Source organism: Microcoleus sp. Pol7_A1, assembly GCF_036701085.1.
In the GTDB taxonomy this organism is placed as follows: Bacteria; Cyanobacteriota; Cyanobacteriia; order Cyanobacteriales; family Microcoleaceae; genus Microcoleus; species Microcoleus asticus.
Map to the genome: position 1 here is coordinate 39474 of NZ_JAUBQD010000003.1, position 17729 is coordinate 57202.

A 17729-nucleotide genomic window follows, 5' to 3' on the forward strand; every position below is an offset into this window, starting at 1 on the left:
AAAATTGGTTTGCCCTTCCGGGCTAGTTTTATATGTGAGTTTATGGCTGGATTTCGATGAGTCGCGCTCTCTTTCGTTACCAAGCTTGGTGCTTAAGTAACTATTGTTTGAATAAAGTTTTTACAGCTAAGTAAAGAAGTTGTCACCCCCACCGGGTAGTTGATTTTTACTTTTGCTCTCTTTTACACTAAATCCTTTTTCAGGGATTTTTGCCTCCTCCTGTTAACTCGCCCGATCGGGGGAGGGGAGAAGTTGAACTTATTTAAAAGTTACCTATTTCAACTATAACCTGAGCCGTTTTTTTTGGCAAGTTTGAAATTGAGGGAATCTTGCTAGTATTAACGAGGCTGCCATTTGAGGGCAGGTGCGATCGTGCTTTTAAGCAGCCGTAACTGTAATTTTTATAACGTTTTTCCCGGAGTTGGGGATTTAATTTTATCCAAACGTTAAACTAACGTTAAACAGTTTTCTCAGATTTATATGAGGTAAATATGCTCGAAAACCTCGATTTAGATATCTCCCTCGATAAAGAAACCTACGATGCCAAGATAGAAGTTTTAATGAAACAGTTGCGATCGCTCCAACTGGCCTGCTGGGAAAAAAAATTGCCCGCAATTATCGTCCTCGAAGGCTGGGCAGCCGCGGGCAAAGGCGCTTTAGTCAAACAAATGGTAGGGTACATGGACCCGCGGGGGTTTGCCGTCCACCCGATTTGGCCGCCGTCAGCCGCAGAAAAGGGCTATCCTTTTCTGTGGCGATTTTGGCAGCAACTCCCCGCCCGCGGCAAAATTGGTTTTTTCTACCACAGTTGGTACACTCATGTTTTAGAAGACCGATTGTTCGATCGAGTCTCCGACGCCCAAGTACCCACAGTCATCAGGCAAATCAACGCCTTCGAGCGGCAGATGGTAGATGACGGCGCGGCAATTGCCAAATTTTGGATTCACTTGAGCAAAAAAGAACTCAAGCACCGGCTCAAAAAACTAGAAGACGATACCTTACAAGCTTGGCGAGTGCGGCCCGAAGATTGGAAACAAGCCAAAAAATACCAAGAATACACAACTTTAGCAGAAGAAATGGTAGCCCAAACCGGCACGGGCTCCGCACCTTGGACGCTAGTAGAAGGCGATTGTCAGCGGTGGGCGAGAGTCAAAGTTTTAACGCAAATGGCAGCGACAATTACAGATGCCTTAGACAGACTGCCGATGCAATCTGCACCCGTGAAATTGCCACCTCAAGAAAGGTTGGAACCCACCGAACCCGACTTGCTGGCCCAAGTAGATTTAACTCAATCGCTGTCGCCCGACGAATACAAACAGCAACTTCGCGAGGAACAAACCCGTTTTGGTAAACTGCAACAAAGCATTTACGAAGATAAAATCCCGGTGTTAGTGATGTTTGAAGGTTGGGACGCCGCCGGTAAAGGAGGAGCGATCAAACGCTTGACGGACGTATTGGACCCCCGCAGTTACACCGTTAATGCCTTTGGGGCCCCGACAGACGAAGAAAAAGCGCATCACTACCTCTGGCGGTTCTGGCAGCGGCTGCCAACGGCTGGTAAAATCAGCATTTACGATCGCAGTTGGTATGGTAGAGTGCTGGTCGAGCGAGTCGAAGGATTTGCCGCCGAACCCGAATGGCGTCGAGCTTACCAGGAAATCAACGAATTTGAGGAGCAACTCACCAGTTTCGGTTGTGTGTTAGTTAAATTCTGGCTGCACATCAGTCCTGACGAAGAACTAAAGCGGTTTACAGAGCGGCAAAACAATCCATTTAAACAATACAAACTCACCGAGGAAGATTGGCGAAATCGGGAAAAGTGGAATTATTATGAAGTGGCGGTGAATCAAATGATTCAGCGCACCAGCACGCCGCTTGCTCCCTGGACGCTAATTGCGGCCAATAACAAGTATTATGCTCGTGTTAAAGTAATTCAAACGGTAACGCAGGCAATTCGGAATCAACTGAAGCGCCGATAAATTGGGATTGGTGAATGGGTAACAGGTAATGGGGACAAAAGTAGGCAGAACAAAGCAGGCTTGAATTGTCAATTCCACCTGCGGTGTACTCGATCCATTACCAATTACCAATCAACCATTACCAGTTATCAATTACCAATTAACTGTCAGCAATCTGTGACTGGAAGTAGCGGGTTTCACCCTGCAACCAATGGTTGATAGCTGACCGGAATCGAGCATCAGGATAAATGCGATCGGACTGCGTGATTCGCGAAAGTTAAAAACCCACCGATGCCCGTATTTCCTCCCGCAGCTAAATTCGCGCTCGTTTCCAAACTTCTGTACTAATTTATGAAGACACAGAATATTGCAAGATGCCAGAACTGTTAGCTCGCATTCTATTTCTATTCCTCCTGTTCTCACTGCTCAAATCGTGGTGGGATCAATCAGGAGGCAAAGACAATCCGTTATTAGACCGGCTGCGCGTTTTGCTGCTGATCAGCCTTTTGTTCCTGGCTTTTTTTGCGCCAGACACGCCAGTCGGAGCAGCGATTTTCGGCATAATAGCCTTCTTCTTTACGCCGTTAGGTTTTTCGATCACGCTGCTGGTGATTGCATCGGCGCTGATCACGAACGGGGGCATCCGCAACCCGGCGCCGAGAATGATCCTGGCAGCGCTGTTAGTTTTGATCCTTTCGAGTATGCCAGTTGTAGCTTACTGGTTCGCCGACCAAGCAGAACGGGACGCTGCTGCTCGCACAGTTTGCTGCGACGAAACAGCAGCGGCGATCGTCCTCCTCGGCAAGGGAACGACTAACAACCACACCGCCAACCGAGAAGCGATTCAACTGACAGATGCAGGCAATCGCCTGCCCTATGCTGCAGTTTTGTACAAAAAACAACTAGCACCTATGGTCATCGTTACCGCTGGCCCGAGACCCGAGTGGGAGGGTTATGTTGGCGAAGGTAAGGATATCGAAACGTTGCTGGCAAACAACATGGGCGTCCCGCGCAGCAGTATCGTTCTCGACAATAACGGCAGCAACATACGCACCAGTGCTGAAGAAGTCAGAAAGATACTCGACGGCCGCGGTGTCGGGCGCAAAGTAATTCTGGTAACATCTGCGATTCAGATGCGCCGAGCCAGCCTAGCATTTGCGAATATGGGAATTCAGGTGATTCCTAGAGCTACCGACTTCTACACTTATCAACCCACCGCAGGAGGGAAATCCAGACTCCGCTTAGACGCGGGAGATTTTTTGCCTCGTGCAGAAGCTTTGGTAACTACGACGCGAGTATTCGAGGAATATTTCGGGTCTTTTTATTACTATTTGCGCGGCTGGCAGTCTCCCAGGGCCTAAAGCGGCGAGTTGTTGGTGTTTTTCTTAGGCAACAGCGACTGCTCCCCAGATTGGTTTAACATCTGATGAGAATCAGACCTTTGTGGGGAGTTGTATTTTTTTCTCATTCCGGCGGGGTCGCCGACAATCAAGTTTGCCATGAAAGCAAACAATACCCAAAAGATCACTGGCTCCCACTCGGATTTTTTGGGGGCCGGCGCCTCTTTAGCTTTGACGGACTCGACGTTGATTTTGATGTCTAGTTTGCCTTCAATTTCTTTGCCTTTTAGAACTCCGTCGCTGCACACACCCTTAAAAGTCAGCGGAGCTGGTTTTGGTGCTTCTGCTTTTGGTGCTTCTGCTTTTGGTGCTTCTGGCATTTTTTTATCCTGATTTTGGTAGATTCGGTTGCATGGTAAATTCTCAGAGGTTGGGGGGTATCCGGAAAGGATTGCGAATTTCTCCCTTGAGAATTAAGTTAGAGAAGCACCCTGCCCTGACAGCGGGGCAGGGAAATCACCATCGGTCGCCCTTTTGAGCTAGTGCTGGTTGTTGTCGGGAAACAACTTTGCCTGGAAGCTGCTACTTATTTATCTGGGCAAATAGCAGGTTTTTATGCAAAGTAATTTTCTTGGTCAGATTTATTTTAAAATCGGGCATGGAAAAGTTTGTGATCTCGATCGGGCGATCGCACTTTATTTTAGATTAAACCAATAAGTTATCTAATTTGACAATATCCACCAGCAAACTATCTTCCCTGCAACCAGAACAACTGACCGCATGGGCAAAAGAGGCTATAAATCGCAGTAAATCCGGTCAAATTCCCGCGTACATACCTCTCCTTGCACAAGCAGACAGACAAAGGTTTGCCGTGCAAATTCTGGCAACGGACGGTCAAATTTTGAGCTGGGGCAGCATCGATAAAACATTCCCGCTGATGAGTGCAGTCAAGCCCTTCGTCCTGCTTTATTTGCTGTGCGAATTGGGCGAAAAAACGGTATTTGACTGCGTTGGCTGGGAGCCTTCGGAACTGCCTTTCAATTCCTTAACTCAACTCGAAATAGACCAAGGAAAGCCGAGAAACCCGATGATTAATAGCGGCGCGATCGCCCTAGCGTCTTTGATTCCCGGTCAAAATGCTGTGGCGCGCTGTCAAAACTTGCTCGGTTGGCTGAATCAACAGGCAAAAAGTCAGTTATTTGTTGACGAGTTAATGCTCGATTCAGTGAAGGAAAACCCGAATCAAAATAATTGGAATCTCGCCTTGAAAATGGTAGAATCGGGTTATATTCAAAATGCGGAAATTGCTTTAGAAACTTACAATCGCGTCTGCTGTTTGTCGGGAACTGTGGAGGATTTAGCTAAGCTGGGGATGGTTTTGGTAAATAGTGGCGATCGAGCAATGCGGGAAAACTGCCGTACTGTCAAAGCACTGATGGCTACTTGCGGTTTGTATGAAGCATCGGCCCGCTTTGCGCTGCGGGTGGGACTGCCGGCAAAGTCGGGAGTTAGCGGGGCAATGCTCTCGGTAATTCCGGGTCAAGGTGCGATCGGCTTTTACAGTCCGCCCCTGGATAAAGAGGGAAATTCTGTCGGTGGCTTATTTCTGTTAGAACAAATAGCTAAAACTCTGCGCCTGAGCGTATTTGATTAGATTGGTCAGTAGTCAGTAGTCATTAGGAATTAGGAATGGGGAATGGGGAATGGGGAATTGGGAAAAAGGTAATTTTCCCTACTGACAACTGACAACTGACAACTGACTAATGCTTTTCGCCCATAATAGCATAAACCACAGTCAGTTCTTTTTTTCCGCGCAATTGAATCGATCCTACTTTTTGGCCTTCGTAGCGATCGCGCACGTAAGCAAAAGTCCTCCCCGTCACCAACAAATTAAAAGGACTGTCAGAAACAATTTCCTTATTCATCGCCTCCAATCTAGCAGCAACGTTGACAGCATCACCGATCACAGAATAATTCAAACGCCGGGAACCGCCCACGCTGCCAGCAACTAACTGTCCGGTATGCAAACCGATGCCAAACTTAATTAAAGGTTTGTGTTCGCTTCTAAGCTGCTGATTAAGTTGGTGCAGCCGTTCGTGCATCGCAATGCAAGCCGCAACTGCATTCAAAGCATCTTGTTGAATTTCTCTATATTCGGTATGGCAAAAAGGCACCCCAAAAACTGCCATAATTGCATCACCGATGTATTTATCTACAACGCCGCCGTGATCCATAATACAGTTAGTCATCGCTTCCAAATAATTGTTCAACCAGGTGAGTAAATCTCGCGGTCGCATTTTTTCTGAAATCGAAGTAAAACTGCGAATATCCATAAACAGCACCGTTGCTGTAAGTTCTTGAGGTTCAAGTTCTCCCTGTTCAAAGATCTCCGCTTTGCGTTGCCAAATAAGCTGAGCAGTCTCTGGATCGACGTGCTTTTCAAATAACCTCATCAACTGCTGCTTTTCGTACTGTTCCCGGAGTTGCAAAGCAGTACCAGATAAAATGAGAGTGCCGATAGGTGCGGCAATCGGAACCCACCAAAAAAATAAGCCAAATAACAAAGCAGCAGCCGCAATCCAAACTATAGGCAAACCGAGAGCGATCGCAATTCTCTCTGTAACACCTCGGTTGCCCAGAACCAAAGCGGTTAGCGGGCCAATCCCCAACAATAACAAAATTTCTAGGAGTACCGGCAGCCGCCGCAGCAAGCGTTGATTGAGCAAATTGTCAACCAACGCTGCATATAAATAAACCCCAGCCGTAGTCTTATTGAGAGGTGAAGATATCGGGTCTAAACCGGTAGCAACTATGCCCACTAAAACTAACTTATTGGTCAGAGCATCTGCGGGAATTTTACCTTCTACGACATCAACAAAAGCATAGGTAGGTAGATTTTCTGTTTTCCCCGGCCAGTTAACCCAGACTTTTTTTTCCTGCTTATTTTTGGAATGTGGGAGCAATACTGGATCTTGGGGATTAGCAGCATTGTACCTGTGAGTCATTGCTAAACCGAAATTAGGAATCCCGTTGAGAAAGATTTTTGAGTTGCGGCTAATACCGTCACTATCGGCTTCATGGCTGATGTGGCCGACACCTGCGGCGACTGCTTTTAAAGATGCTACTGGTTCTTCTTTAATGGTTCTAGGGAGTACAACTTTGCCGTTGGCGGCGATCGCAGCAGCTAAAATATCATCTTTCGGACTCGGATCGAGGAAAAGAATGTCAAAACCAACGGCTGTGGGGGGAGATTTTTTCAGTGCTTCTAGCAGTTGGGCGTAGCGGTTGCGAGGCCAAGGAAATTGACCGTATTCCTGCAAGGAATGCCGTTCGATCGCAATTACGGCAATTCTAGAATCCCATCCGGGATTTGGCAAAATTCCCGCTTCTCGAATTTGAAATAGCGTTTTGTATCCCAAATATTCAAGGGGTTTCCACATTCCCAATTGCAGCATGGCTACAGACATTATACCTGCTATGGCACCTGTTATCCAGGGAGGATTTGTGATTATATATTGCCGCAGGCCGATCAGTTGATTGTCTTTGAGATGCTCGTCGATCCATTTTTTGAACTTCATGCAATTAATTTGACGCAAAAAGTAACATTCGAGTCCGATTTTCGAGAGGAGTGCGAGTCATTCGATTTTAGATTTTAGATTTTAGATTTTAGATTTTGGATTGATTCCACGAATAAATCCGAGGGCTTGTACCATCAAAAAATTTTTGGTCATGAAGTTTTACAATACCGTAAGGGCGAAGGGTAGGCGCAAAATTTATTGATTTTGACTAATCTGTTGAGAATCTAAATTGTATTTTGCGGCTGGCGGGACACCCCCACAATAATTGAATCAAACTTAACTGTAAGATTTAGATGCACCTGGGCTGAGGGAGTTTCACCGCGAAATGCTTCGCACTTACACATGATAATCAACCCAGATAGGACTTACAATCTAACTCAGATCCTCAGAGACTGCCCGCGCACTTTACTCTTAAAAAGGTTGTTTAGGGAACAGCGAGGCTGTAATGCCGTTCTGTGGTTGACGGGCCTCGCACTACGATTTTGAGGCGGCGACTTGTAGGTAAAATTCCTTGGATTTTGAAGTTGCCATTTCGATCGATCTTAATCGCTTCGTTGTTGACATAAATTATGTCGATCGGGTTAATTTGACCGCTGAGGCGATAGATATTGCCGCTGAGTCTCCCCAAACTGCGGACTTTGAGTTGAGCTAGGCGAGGACTCGCTGAGGGCGCCACGGGCGAGGTTTGAGGGAAAATTGTCGTGGCGTTGCCGCCGTTGACAACTACTTCTGAGTCGCTGCTGCCGCCGGATACTGCGACTGCACCTTCAATAGTTTCGACTGCGGTTTTGCCTTCGCCGACGCTGACGCCAAAGGAGGTGCCGCGAACTCCGGCAACGCCTTCTGGTGTTTCAACCCTGACTGGGGCGGTTTTGGCAGAACTTTTTTGTTGGGCAATTTGACTTGATTTGCCGAGTCCGCTGAAAGTATTTAGGGCGGCTATTTGGTTCGGCGGGATAATTGTTGAGGTGTTGGCTGCGGCAGTTGTCGCGGCAGTTTTGCCGATCGACAACCTGACTCGCCCCCTGCTGACAAAAATGGCTGTGTCTTTTTCGCCGCCTGCACTGTTTGACAAAGTGGATATTCTGACTGCCGTTTTTTCGGCAACTTCCACGATCCCGGTGTAGTTGTCGATCGCTAAACGGGCTGTGGAATCGGGGCCGGTGATGATTTCGTCTCCGGGGGCAAGCAGCCGATCGCCCACAACCGCCGGCCGCCCTTTAAAGCTGACTGTACCGCGAATTTCTTGGATTTCGAGCGATCGTCCGACGGCTGTTCCCTGAGCCTTTATTGTCTCTGCTGGGGATGAATTCGCCGCCACTGTTGCCGGATTTTTTGGAGATTGTGAGTTTGTTGGCAATGCTGGCGGTCGATCGACCGAGACAATTTTAGTAGCGTGTGAGGGCTGTTTGGGGGATGGAGAGAGCGGACTGGCGATCGCCGCACGACCGAGCGGCAGACAGGCGAACACAGCTAACGATAAACTTAGGAGCGGAATTTGGGTCGATCGCCAGCACGTAAAAATTTTATTCATTATTTCAATTTTGTGATCTTGAAGTTCCTTGACTTCATTTGCTCTCTTGGACACCCTAAATCCGGCAAGCGTTCCACTTTTTATGCGGTAAGACAACAGCAAAAATAGACTTTCTCAACCTGAAATTTTAGCATTAAATCTTTTTTTTATTTTCAGATTTTAGTAAACTGTTACAAGATGGCAGTTTACTAAAATCTGACCTTCGGGAAATTTGGCCGACCAGACTCAAAGTGCTTTGCAGTATGGATTTTAGCCGAGGTCAACTTTAGAGATCGCAGATTTGTATATAGCAAACATAAAATTAATTACTGCTTCTGAATGCTTTTTGGCTTCTGCCGGAAGGATGACTAATTGGGGAGAAATCCTGTAGTTGTGGCAATTAATAAAAAGATTGTTTTTGCAAAGGGATAAAAAATAATTATCTTCGCGGTGCGCGAGAGTCTGGGAGTTGAGCTTGCTGCTGTGGAACCTGATGAGGCAAACCCAAGCGAATCAAGGTACACGATCGACCAACCGCGACTAGAATAGCGTGTTTTAGGGAAAGTTGGTCGAAATTTCGATGGAAAATCATAGGGAGCGATCGCTTGCTGGCGTTGCTGTTCCGAAGTAGACGCCAAACTGTAAAATGGACGGTTGTATATAGGTTATATAGAGCAGGAGAACAATTTCAGTGGCAATAGAAGTAGGTCAGAGAGTGAAGGTGCGCCGTCTCAGAGATCGGATACCTCCAAATATAGTGGGCAAGATAAAGGAGAATCCAGTAGGCACTGTTGACGGATTCAAAATGGTTGACGGTAGCGGAGTAGGTGTGGTTGTCAAGTTTGACGGTTTTGCGACTTGGTTCTTTGAAGATGAGCTAGAACCCGTTTAACAGATGTAGAAGGAAGAAGGAAGAAGGAAGAAGGAAGAAGGAAGAGGAAAAATTTTCCCAATTCTTCCCCTCTCCCACTCTCCCACTCTCCCACTCTCCTCTTCCTCCCCACTCTGGCTGAAGGTTGCGCTTAAATGTTAAAGAGTAAGCTTTGGCAGTGAGAACAGAAAATGGCTTTGATTTTGACATTTTTGGGCAAAGGCGGCACTGGCCGCAGCACGATCGCGATCGCAACAGCTAAAAAATACGCGGCTCAAGGCAAGCGAGTTCTGCTGCTCGGCCAAGATCCGGGCCCTGCATTGGGTATCCTGCTAGGGACTCCCCTGACTCTCAACCCTCAGGAAATCGCCCCCAACCTCAAAGCAGTTCAGGTGCAAAGCGCGCCGCTGCTAGAACGCAGGTGGGACGAAGTTAAACAACTAGAAGCTCAATATGTCCGCACTCCGTTTTTCAAGCAGATTTACGGTCAAGAATTAGGAGTGCTACCGGGAATGGACAGCGCGCTGGCGTTGAACGAACTTCGGGAATACGAGGACAGCAAACAATACGATGTAATTGTTTATGACGGCAATGGCGGCATGGATACGCTGCGGATGCTGGGAATGCCGGAAATTCTGAGTTGGTATATCCGCAGGTTCCGCCAAGCTTTGGTAGATTCGGATTTGGGGAAAGCGCTTTCACCTTTTATTCAACCGGTTGTGAGTACCGTGTTGACGGTGGATTTGTCGGGAGACAATGCTTTTCAATCTACGAAGCAAGTCGATAATCTTTTGGATAAGGGTAAGGAAGCGCTGGCAGATCCGAACCGCACGGCGGCTTTTTTGCTGACGACTGGGGATGCAAGTGCGATCGCAACTGCCCGCTATCTTTGGGGAAGTTCTCAACAAGTTGGTTTGACTGTGGGCGGTGTCATTGTCAATCAAGCACCGGTTACAGAAGCTATTACTGCCGATTTTGAGCCTTTGACCGCTGTTTCGGTTCCGGCGCACAGTGACAATAACTGGCAGCCGCTAATTGATGCTTTGCCCGATTTTTCTGAGGCCGCAAAAGCTCCTAAACCGATTAACATAAACATTGCACAGCGTCAAGTTAGTTTGTTTTTGCCTGGGTTTGACAAGAAAGAAATTAAATTGATTCAATCGGGGCCGGAAGTGACGATCGAAGCGGGCGATCAGCGGCGCAATATTTTGCTGCCTCCGGCGCTAACTGGGAAGTCTGTTACGGGTGCTAAGTTCCTGAATGGTTACTTGATTATTTCTTTTTAGGGTAAGGAAGAAGGCACTCTAAGAGATTTTGACAGGGATACACTGATGAATTCTCTAGTTCTCTAATATCATGTCTCGTTGATTCGCGATCGTAGAATTTGTGCGATCGTAGTGGCGGGTTTCACAAACCAGAATCGCCGAAAAAAAACAATCTCGAAAACCCGCACCCACCCAACGAACAATCGAAATGTACATTCAGATTGGCCGTGGGGCGGGGGCGGGTTTATTTATCGTTTGAATTCTTCCCAAGAGGGTTGATGAAACCCGCCCTTACAGCTTAACTTTTACCGTTGCCGTTTCCATTGCCGCCAGTTGTTAGCAAAACCCGCTTAGCTAAAGGTTCCGGCACTTCTTGCAATCGATCGAACTCCCAATTAAAAAATCCTACTCCCATTGTCTGCGATCGCAATTCTACGATCAAATTCTGCATTTCTGCGATCGGCAAATAAGCAGAAACTGCATCCCATCCCTTCCAGCCTTTTTTACCTTCGTAGCCGAGAATTTGGCCGCGGTGTCCGCTGACCAACTGCAACACCTTTGATGTACACTCGTTCGGAGCGCAAATTTCAACTTTGGCGATCGGCTCCAGCAAGGCCGGTTCGCACTTCGCCATTCCCTCCTGCATCGCCAAACGCGCCGCTTGCTTGAAAGCTTGTTCGGAACTGTCCACAGAATGGTAGGAACCGTTCGTCAGCGTCACCGCTACGTCTACCACGGGGAAACCCAGCGGGCCGCGATCCAAATACTCGCGCACTCCCACTTCTACGCCGGGAATGTACTGTTTTGGGACGACGCCGCCGACTATTTTGTCGCTAAACGTGAAACCTTCTCCGCGAGGCTGCGGTTGAATGTCGAGGTACACGTCGCCAAACTGTCCGTGTCCGCCGCTTTGGTGTTTGTAGCGCCCGTGGATGGAAGATGCAGGTTTGCGGATGGTTTCTTTGTACGGCACTTGCGGTAAGTGAGTTACCATCGGCAAGTTATACTTGCGGCGCAACCTGTCTAAAGCTACTTTCAGGTGGATTTCGCCTTGACCCCAAAGTATAATTTCGTGAGTGTCGCCGTGCTGTTCCCAGACTAAAGATGGGTCTTCTTCTAGCAATTTAGCTAAAGCGGAGCTCAGCTTAACTTCATCGTTGCGCTTTTCTGGGACGATCGCCAGTGCGTAGACAGGCGGGATGATTTCGGCTTTTGGCAATTCGGACGATCGGTCTAGCGCCAGCGTATCGCCTGTTTTCACGCCTTCTAGCCTTCCCAAAGCCACAATTTCCCCGGCGCTGACAGACTGCAAACTTTGCGTTTGCTGGCCTGTCAAGCGGTACAAACCGTTAACTCGAACGCCGTTCAAAATTGCTCCGTCTGCCAGCGTCCCCCGCCACATTCTCACTAACGATAGTTTGCCTCCCTGCGGCGTGTAATAGGTTTTGAGGATTTGAGCCAGAACTTTGTTTTCACTTTGTATAATCCCGCGGCGCTCGGCTGTAGTTTCCGGTGTCGGCGCTTCCCTCAGCAAAGCTTCCAGCAGAGGCCGCACGCCGAAATCTTGTTCGGCAATGCCGATGAATACTGGCACAATTAAATCTGCGCCTAATTCCATCTTTAAATCGCGGGTAATTTCTTCGGCGTCGGGATTGATTTCTTCGAGCAATTCTTCGAGTAAATGGTCGTCAAAATTCGCCAATTCTTCGAGCATTTGTTGCCGCGCTGCGCTTTCTTGTGATTTGAGGTGTTCTGGAAGCGGGACGGGATCTGCGGCGGCGCCCGGATGGTAGTGGTAAGCTTGTTCGGTTACTAAGTCGATAAAACCGATGATTTGTTCGTTTTTGCCGATCGGATATTGGTGAGGTACGATCGGTCTACTGGAAACGGATTTGAGCGCGTCGAGCACGTCGGTGAAATTGCTGCCGCAAGTAGTTTCGTCTGTGCAAGCTCGATCGATCTTGTTGATGAAAACTAAGTGGGGAATTTCCCAATCGTCGAGAAATTTAAACAGGGGTGCGAGGGTTAAAGTGCGATCGGCTTGGGGTTCGCAAACAATTATCGCCGCATCCACACCAATGAGCGCATTGTAAGTTTCTTGGACAAATTCTATTGAGCCCGGACAGTCGAGAAATGTGAAGCGGACGCCTTCATATTCAGCGGTGGCGGCGTTTACTTCTACGCTCATTTGGCGATCGCGTGCTTCCGGCGAACTATCACCTATTGTGTTGCCATCTTTGACATTTCCTTTGCGGGTAATTGTCCCTGTCACCGACAGCAAACTTTCGAGCAGTGCGGTTTTACCGCTTAAATAAGGGCCAACAATTGCAACGTTCCGCGTGGCCCCAATGACTTTTTCGTTCATATTGCCTCCAACAGAAAACTTGTTTTCCATTGCTCTTGGTGCAATCAGTTCAATACCATTTTCTAGACTTTTTCTAGGTTAATTTTTATTGCATTTTCGAGCAACTTCAGATTTTGGTATGATTTAATACTTTTGACGCTAGCGTATTTTGAGTGACGCAAACACAAATTGTAGTTTTTCTTAATATTTTGAATTTTTAACCGCAGATGAAGGCAGATTAACGCAGATTAACGCAGATAAAACTCTCGTTCCCAGGCTCTGCCTGAGAACGCATTACTAGAGGCTCTACCTCGATTTTAGCTGTTTTTCGTGGCTAATTTCTCAGCAGTCGCAAACCGCTTAAGGTTACTATTACTGTAGAGCCTTCATGACCGATGACGCCGAAAGGCATGGTGATATTTCCGAAAAAATTAGCCGCCAATAACAGCACAATGCAACTGAGTGCAAAAACAATGTTTTGTTTGACAACATTTTGAGCGCGGCGGCCCAAACTAATTGCTTTAGCTAGTTGCTCTAACTTATCTGCCATTAATACTATATCAGCAGTTTCTAAAGCAACATCGCTGCCGGAAATTCCCATCGCAATGCCGACGGAAGCTTGAGCGAGGGCGGGGGCGTCGTTGATGCCGTCTCCTACCATTGCTACAGTTTGATACTGGGTTTGCAGTTGTTTAATTGCCTGCACTTTGTCTTCTGGCAAAAGTTCGGCGTACACTTCATTGATGCCTAATTGACGGGCGATGTGTTGAGCTGTTTGCTCGTTGTCGCCGGTTAGCATAATTATATGTTCTACGCCTAATTTTTGCAAGCGTTTTACCGTTGCTGCTGCTTCGGGGCGGAGGGTATCTGCTACTGCAATAATTCCCAAAAGCCGATCGCCCTTTGCCACCCAAACAACTGTTTTACCTTCGGCTTGCAACTGCTGGCTGATTTGAGTCAATTCGGAAGTTGCTTCGACAAATTCGGCTTTACCAATGGCAATGATTTGATTGTTGACTTTGCCGACAATTCCTTGACCGATTTTTGCTTGTACGTCGGTAGCGGTTGACAATTGTAACTGTTGCTGCTGGGCGGCGCTGACAATTGAAGAGGCGATCGCGTGTTCGGAATGAGCTTCTAGGGCTGCTGCAAATTGCAGAACTTCTGTTTCAGTATATCCGGCTGCTGGTACAATTTGGATAACTTCAGGTTTTCCCGTGGTGAGAGTTCCGGTTTTGTCAAAGGCGATCGCCCTGACTTTACCAATCATCTCTAATTGCGCGCCGCTTTTAAACAAAATCCCCTGTCTCGCCCCGTTAGCAATTCCCGAAAGCAGCGCCGGCATAATCGAAGCCATCAGCGCGCAGGGGGATGCGACTACTAGGAAAATCAGCGCCCGATAGATTGTCTCTTCCCAATTCCAGCCCAAAACAAAGGGCGGCAAAGTTGCCAGCAGCAAGCCTAAACCGACAATTAATTTGGCATAACCGCGCTCGAATTTTTCCACAAATATTTGAGAAGGAGGCGCTGCTGTTTGCGCTTCTTGAACCAGCCGTATCACTCGCTGAATTAAGCTGCTTTCTGGAGTTTTATGAACTTCGAGTTTCAGCGCGCCGACACCGTTAATTGTACCTGCATAGACTTCATCGCCCCTGGTTTTTTCCACGGGCATCGATTCGCCGGTAATGGAGGCTTGATCGATCGCACTGTAGCCTTCAATAATTATCGCATCTGTGGGGATGATTTCTCCGGGCTTGACTAAAATGTAATCGCCAATTTCCAATTTGTCGATCGCAACTTCCCGTTCCCCGCCGTACATTACCACCCTAGCAGTATCGGCAGTCAAACTCATCAAACTGCGGATGCTGCGTTCAGTCCGCTGCATAGCATAACCTTCAAGCGCGCCGCTAATTGCAAAGATTAAAATCAACACCGCACCGTCAACAATTAAATGATATTCTTGCCGCCACAGCCCCAAACCGGCCGCGCCCAAAGCAGCGACAATCATTAACAAATCTACATCTAATTCGCGTTCTTGAAAAAGCGTAGTTAAGCCTTCGCGGGTACTGGAATAGCCGCCGATAACATAAGCCGCGGGCAAGATTAACACGGCTACACCCAGCCAGCCGAATTGCAGGGCTAGCGAACCCAAGATTACTAGAATTCCGCACAGGGTGGCTGTTAAAGCGTCGGGGTGTTCTGCGGCGAGGCGCCAGAGGCGAGAGATGGGCAGGGAATTGGGAGTCATTGGGGAAATTTGAGTTGGTAGAATGACTCCTGTAGCTTAAACATTGACATTAATGTCAATGTCAAGAGTGAAACCAAAATAAATCCAGCATCAACTCGCCCCTCGTTGAGTCCCAGAGTCCGACAGTCCGACAGGGATTGAAATCCCTGTCTCATAGCGCAAGTCCTCTGAAAGAGGACTCAAGAGAGTTGAGAATTGAATTTAATGTTTTAGTCGGTTTTAACCGACTTCTGCTATGAGACGGGGAATTAATTCCCCGGCGGACTCTGGGTAAATCAGAAAGCCAAATATACAATCCCAAAATCCAAAAATCCCATGCAAGAATACCTGACAATCAAACAACTTACTGAAGCGGTAAAAGGCACAATTACCCCTCGGATGGTGCGACATTATCACGCTTTGGGGCTGCTATCTCCGGCGGTGCGATCGACCTCTAACTACAGACTGTACACCCGCAGCGACGTGCAAAGACTGCAAAGAATAGTCGCACTCAAGCAGCAAGGCTTTCAACTGTCTCACATCCGCAAACTGTTAGAAACTGACGCGGATGCTTCTCCTGACGCGCTGATGGCGACTCTGCAACGGCAATATCTGTCGGTAATTCAGCAAATTGTTCGCCTCAGAGAAACGGCTTCGGCGCTGGAAGGATTGCTGGGGCGGGATATTTCTTGTCAAGCGGTGCAAGCGGACGCACTGGCGCAATTAAGGCTGTTGCAGACCGAAACTGAGGGGGGGTTGGAGGAGTTGGAACAACTTTGGGAGGGTTGGGATGCGGGGGCGCACACTCACCCGGAGGATTTTGGGGAGTCGTTGCAGCATTTGTTGCCGGATTTGGCCGATCGCTCGGAAATTGAGGTAGACTTGCTTTCCAAACTGGTGTTAGCTTGCGGAGATTGTTCGCTGCTGCCGTTTGTGAAGTTGAGCGAAACGGCGATTAAATCGGCGCGGGAAGCTTTGAAAAATCAGTGTCAAATTGTGGCTGATGTGCCGCCTGTTTTTGCGGCTTTGGATCGGACAAGATTGGCGCATTTGGGAACAAGTATTGAAACTTTAATTGATGACCCGCACATCAATGCTGCGGCGGAAGCGGAACAGGAATTCTGGCGGCAGGGTGAGTGGTTTGATAAGTTGTTGAAACTGGAAAAAGGATGTATATTGGCGATCGGATATGCGCCGTCTGTGCTGATGGCGGTTTGCGAGGCGATCGAGAATCGGCAACTGCAACCGGCTTTGGTAATTGGAATGCCGATCGGTTTTAGTCATTCTCCGGTGGCGAAACGGCGGTTAGTGCGATCGGGCGTTGCTTATATTACGACTGTGGGAACTTTTGGCGGCGGGTTGTTGGCGGCGGTTGCTTTGAATGCTTTGGTTGAGTCTTTGATTGAAAAGCCGAATTGTCACTGTCATCTCAAGTAAAGATTGGCTTGAGAAAAGCGTACTAATCAAATTCTCCTGTATCGAGATTTGTTTGACAGCGCAATTCTGGCTTGAAACCCAGTTCAAAGAGTATGGCAAAAAGAAGTGTTTATATTCTAAGTATTACTCCGATTTTCGGGATTTTAAACAGCAATATCTGATATCAAATCCGGTAACACCGGAATGATATAAACGCAGGACACGGCAGTGCCGTTTCCCTACCCCAATTAATTGTAGGGAAACGGCACTGCCGTGTCCTGATTGTGGGTAATATAATTCCGATGCTACCGGATTTGATATAACTGACTTACTCAGGCTTCTATCACCCATAAATAATATTTGGATTCTCTTTTAACCTAAAAGTTTCCGAGATTCAAGCCAGAGCAATTAACCGCAAAAGGTACTCAGCTACTCACCATTGTCTTTGACCGTGCTGAGTATATTTTGTACTTTTTGAAAGGGAAGTTTAGTTATTCTGGCTGCCGATCTCGCGCTGAGGCTGCATCTTTGAGTAGTCTTTTTGGTTGGCTGTTAGCATAAGCACGAATCAAGGCGGACTTCTTAAGCCGTTTGACGCCACTCAAAACCAAGAGTGCAAACAGCGTTCCTATCAAACTCATCACCCACAAACCGCAGCCTGCCGCTGCACCTAATCCGGCAGCCAACCAAATAGTTGCTGCGGAAGTTAATCCTTTAACTTCCGCTTTACCCACTGGGTATTTAGTTTGTTGCAGAATGATTCCGCCCCCCAGAAAGCCTACCCCTGTGGCAACTCCTTGGATAGTTCGGCTCAAAGCATTGGAAGAGGAAAAGGTGCTGTCGCCATCCATCTGCAAAGGAATCATTACAAATATAGCTGCACCTAGACTCACAATCATAAAGGTTCTTAAACCTGCTGGTCTACCTGGCTGCTGGCGGTTCATGCCGATCGCGAAGCCTACCAGTAGCGCAGCCGTCAGCCTAAAGGTGACTGTTTGCCAATCGTTGGGGCTAAAAAAGATAGAACTCATTGCCTGTACTCCTACTAGAACTCGCTCTTCACGCGCACGCATTCCCAGGCGTAGCAGGCTGACTTAGTGTAACTCCGGTTAGCCGCTAGATTTACTAGAGAATTTGGTTAATTTTAAGTTAAGACTAAGTTAAATTCAAGTAGAGGTTCGGCTCGATGTGTGGCCCCGAAACGTCAAACGCTGGAA

The 17729-nt window shown here is 47.7% G+C and carries 13 protein-coding genes; 6 read left to right on the top strand and 7 right to left on the bottom strand.

From position 1 onward, the window contains the following. Positions 1-491: 491 nt before the first annotated feature. Both pap and QUA20_RS03060 read left to right on the top strand, forming a co-directional pair. Positions 492-1979, top strand: coding sequence for a polyphosphate:AMP phosphotransferase (pap, locus tag QUA20_RS03055; RefSeq protein ID WP_333185295.1), 1488 nt, complete (start codon positions 492-494; stop codon positions 1977-1979). Between the two features lie 353 nt (positions 1980-2332). Next, positions 2333-3319, top strand: coding sequence for a YdcF family protein (locus QUA20_RS03060; protein ID WP_333185296.1), 987 nt, complete (start codon positions 2333-2335; stop codon positions 3317-3319). Here the strand turns inward: QUA20_RS03060 and QUA20_RS03065 are convergent. Further along, the gene (locus QUA20_RS03065) at positions 3316-3678 is read right to left on the bottom strand and encodes a hypothetical protein (RefSeq protein WP_333185298.1); all 363 of its coding nucleotides are present in this window, start codon (positions 3676-3678) and stop codon (positions 3316-3318) included. The genes QUA20_RS03060 and QUA20_RS03065 overlap by 4 nt on opposite strands. Before the next feature lie 347 nt (positions 3679-4025). Here QUA20_RS03065 and glsA point away from each other — a divergent pair, with 347 nt between their 5' ends. Then, positions 4026-4952: a glutaminase A gene (gene glsA / locus QUA20_RS03070; protein WP_333185300.1), complete on the top strand. Its 927-nt coding sequence runs from the start codon at positions 4026-4028 to the stop codon at positions 4950-4952. 106 nt (positions 4953-5058) lie between these two features. On the opposite strand, the gene QUA20_RS03075 is transcribed toward glsA, so the two are convergent. Both QUA20_RS03075 and QUA20_RS03080 read right to left on the bottom strand, forming a co-directional pair. Then, positions 5059-6876: an adenylate/guanylate cyclase domain-containing protein gene (locus QUA20_RS03075; protein ID WP_333185302.1), complete on the bottom strand. Its 1818-nt coding sequence runs from the start codon at positions 6874-6876 to the stop codon at positions 5059-5061. Between the two features lie 424 nt (positions 6877-7300). Next, complete coding sequence (locus QUA20_RS03080) at positions 7301-8410, bottom strand: FecR domain-containing protein (RefSeq protein ID WP_333185304.1); 1110 nt, start codon at positions 8408-8410, stop codon at positions 7301-7303. 670 nt (positions 8411-9080) lie between these two features. On the opposite strand from QUA20_RS03080, the gene petP reads away from it, so the two are divergent. Both petP and QUA20_RS03090 read left to right on the top strand, forming a co-directional pair. Then, entirely contained in the window at positions 9081-9281 is a 201-nt protein-coding gene (gene petP, locus QUA20_RS03085; protein ID WP_333064930.1) for a cytochrome b6f subunit PetP, read from the top strand. Positions 9282-9451: 170 nt separating this feature from the next. Then, a complete protein-coding gene (locus tag QUA20_RS03090) occupies positions 9452-10546 on the top strand; it encodes a Get3/ArsA fold putative tail anchor-mediating ATPase NosAFP (RefSeq protein WP_333185305.1) in 1095 nt (364 codons plus the stop codon). A gap of 54 nt (positions 10547-10600) precedes the next feature. On the opposite strand, the gene QUA20_RS03095 is transcribed toward QUA20_RS03090, so the two are convergent. From QUA20_RS03095 to QUA20_RS03105, 3 genes are all read right to left on the bottom strand, one after another. Further along, entirely contained in the window at positions 10601-10741 is a 141-nt protein-coding gene (locus QUA20_RS03095; protein ID WP_333185307.1) for a hypothetical protein, read from the bottom strand. Positions 10742-10823: 82 nt separating this feature from the next. Beyond that, on the bottom strand, positions 10824-12890 hold the full coding sequence (locus QUA20_RS03100) for an elongation factor G (RefSeq protein WP_333185308.1): 2067 nt from the start codon (positions 12888-12890) through the stop codon (positions 10824-10826). 313 nt (positions 12891-13203) lie between these two features. Then, complete coding sequence (locus QUA20_RS03105; protein WP_333185310.1) at positions 13204-15117, bottom strand: heavy metal translocating P-type ATPase; 1914 nt, start codon at positions 15115-15117, stop codon at positions 13204-13206. A 315-nt stretch (positions 15118-15432) separates the two neighbouring features. Between QUA20_RS03105 and QUA20_RS03110 the strand changes: the two genes are divergently transcribed. After that, a complete protein-coding gene (locus QUA20_RS03110; protein WP_333185312.1) occupies positions 15433-16533 on the top strand; it encodes a precorrin-8X methylmutase in 1101 nt (366 codons plus the stop codon). A gap of 470 nt (positions 16534-17003) precedes the next feature. Here QUA20_RS03110 and QUA20_RS03115 read toward each other — a convergent pair whose 3' ends face one another. Continuing rightward, entirely contained in the window at positions 17004-17543 is a 540-nt protein-coding gene (locus QUA20_RS03115; RefSeq protein ID WP_333185314.1) for an MgtC/SapB family protein, read from the bottom strand. Positions 17544-17729: the final 186 nt, after the last annotated feature.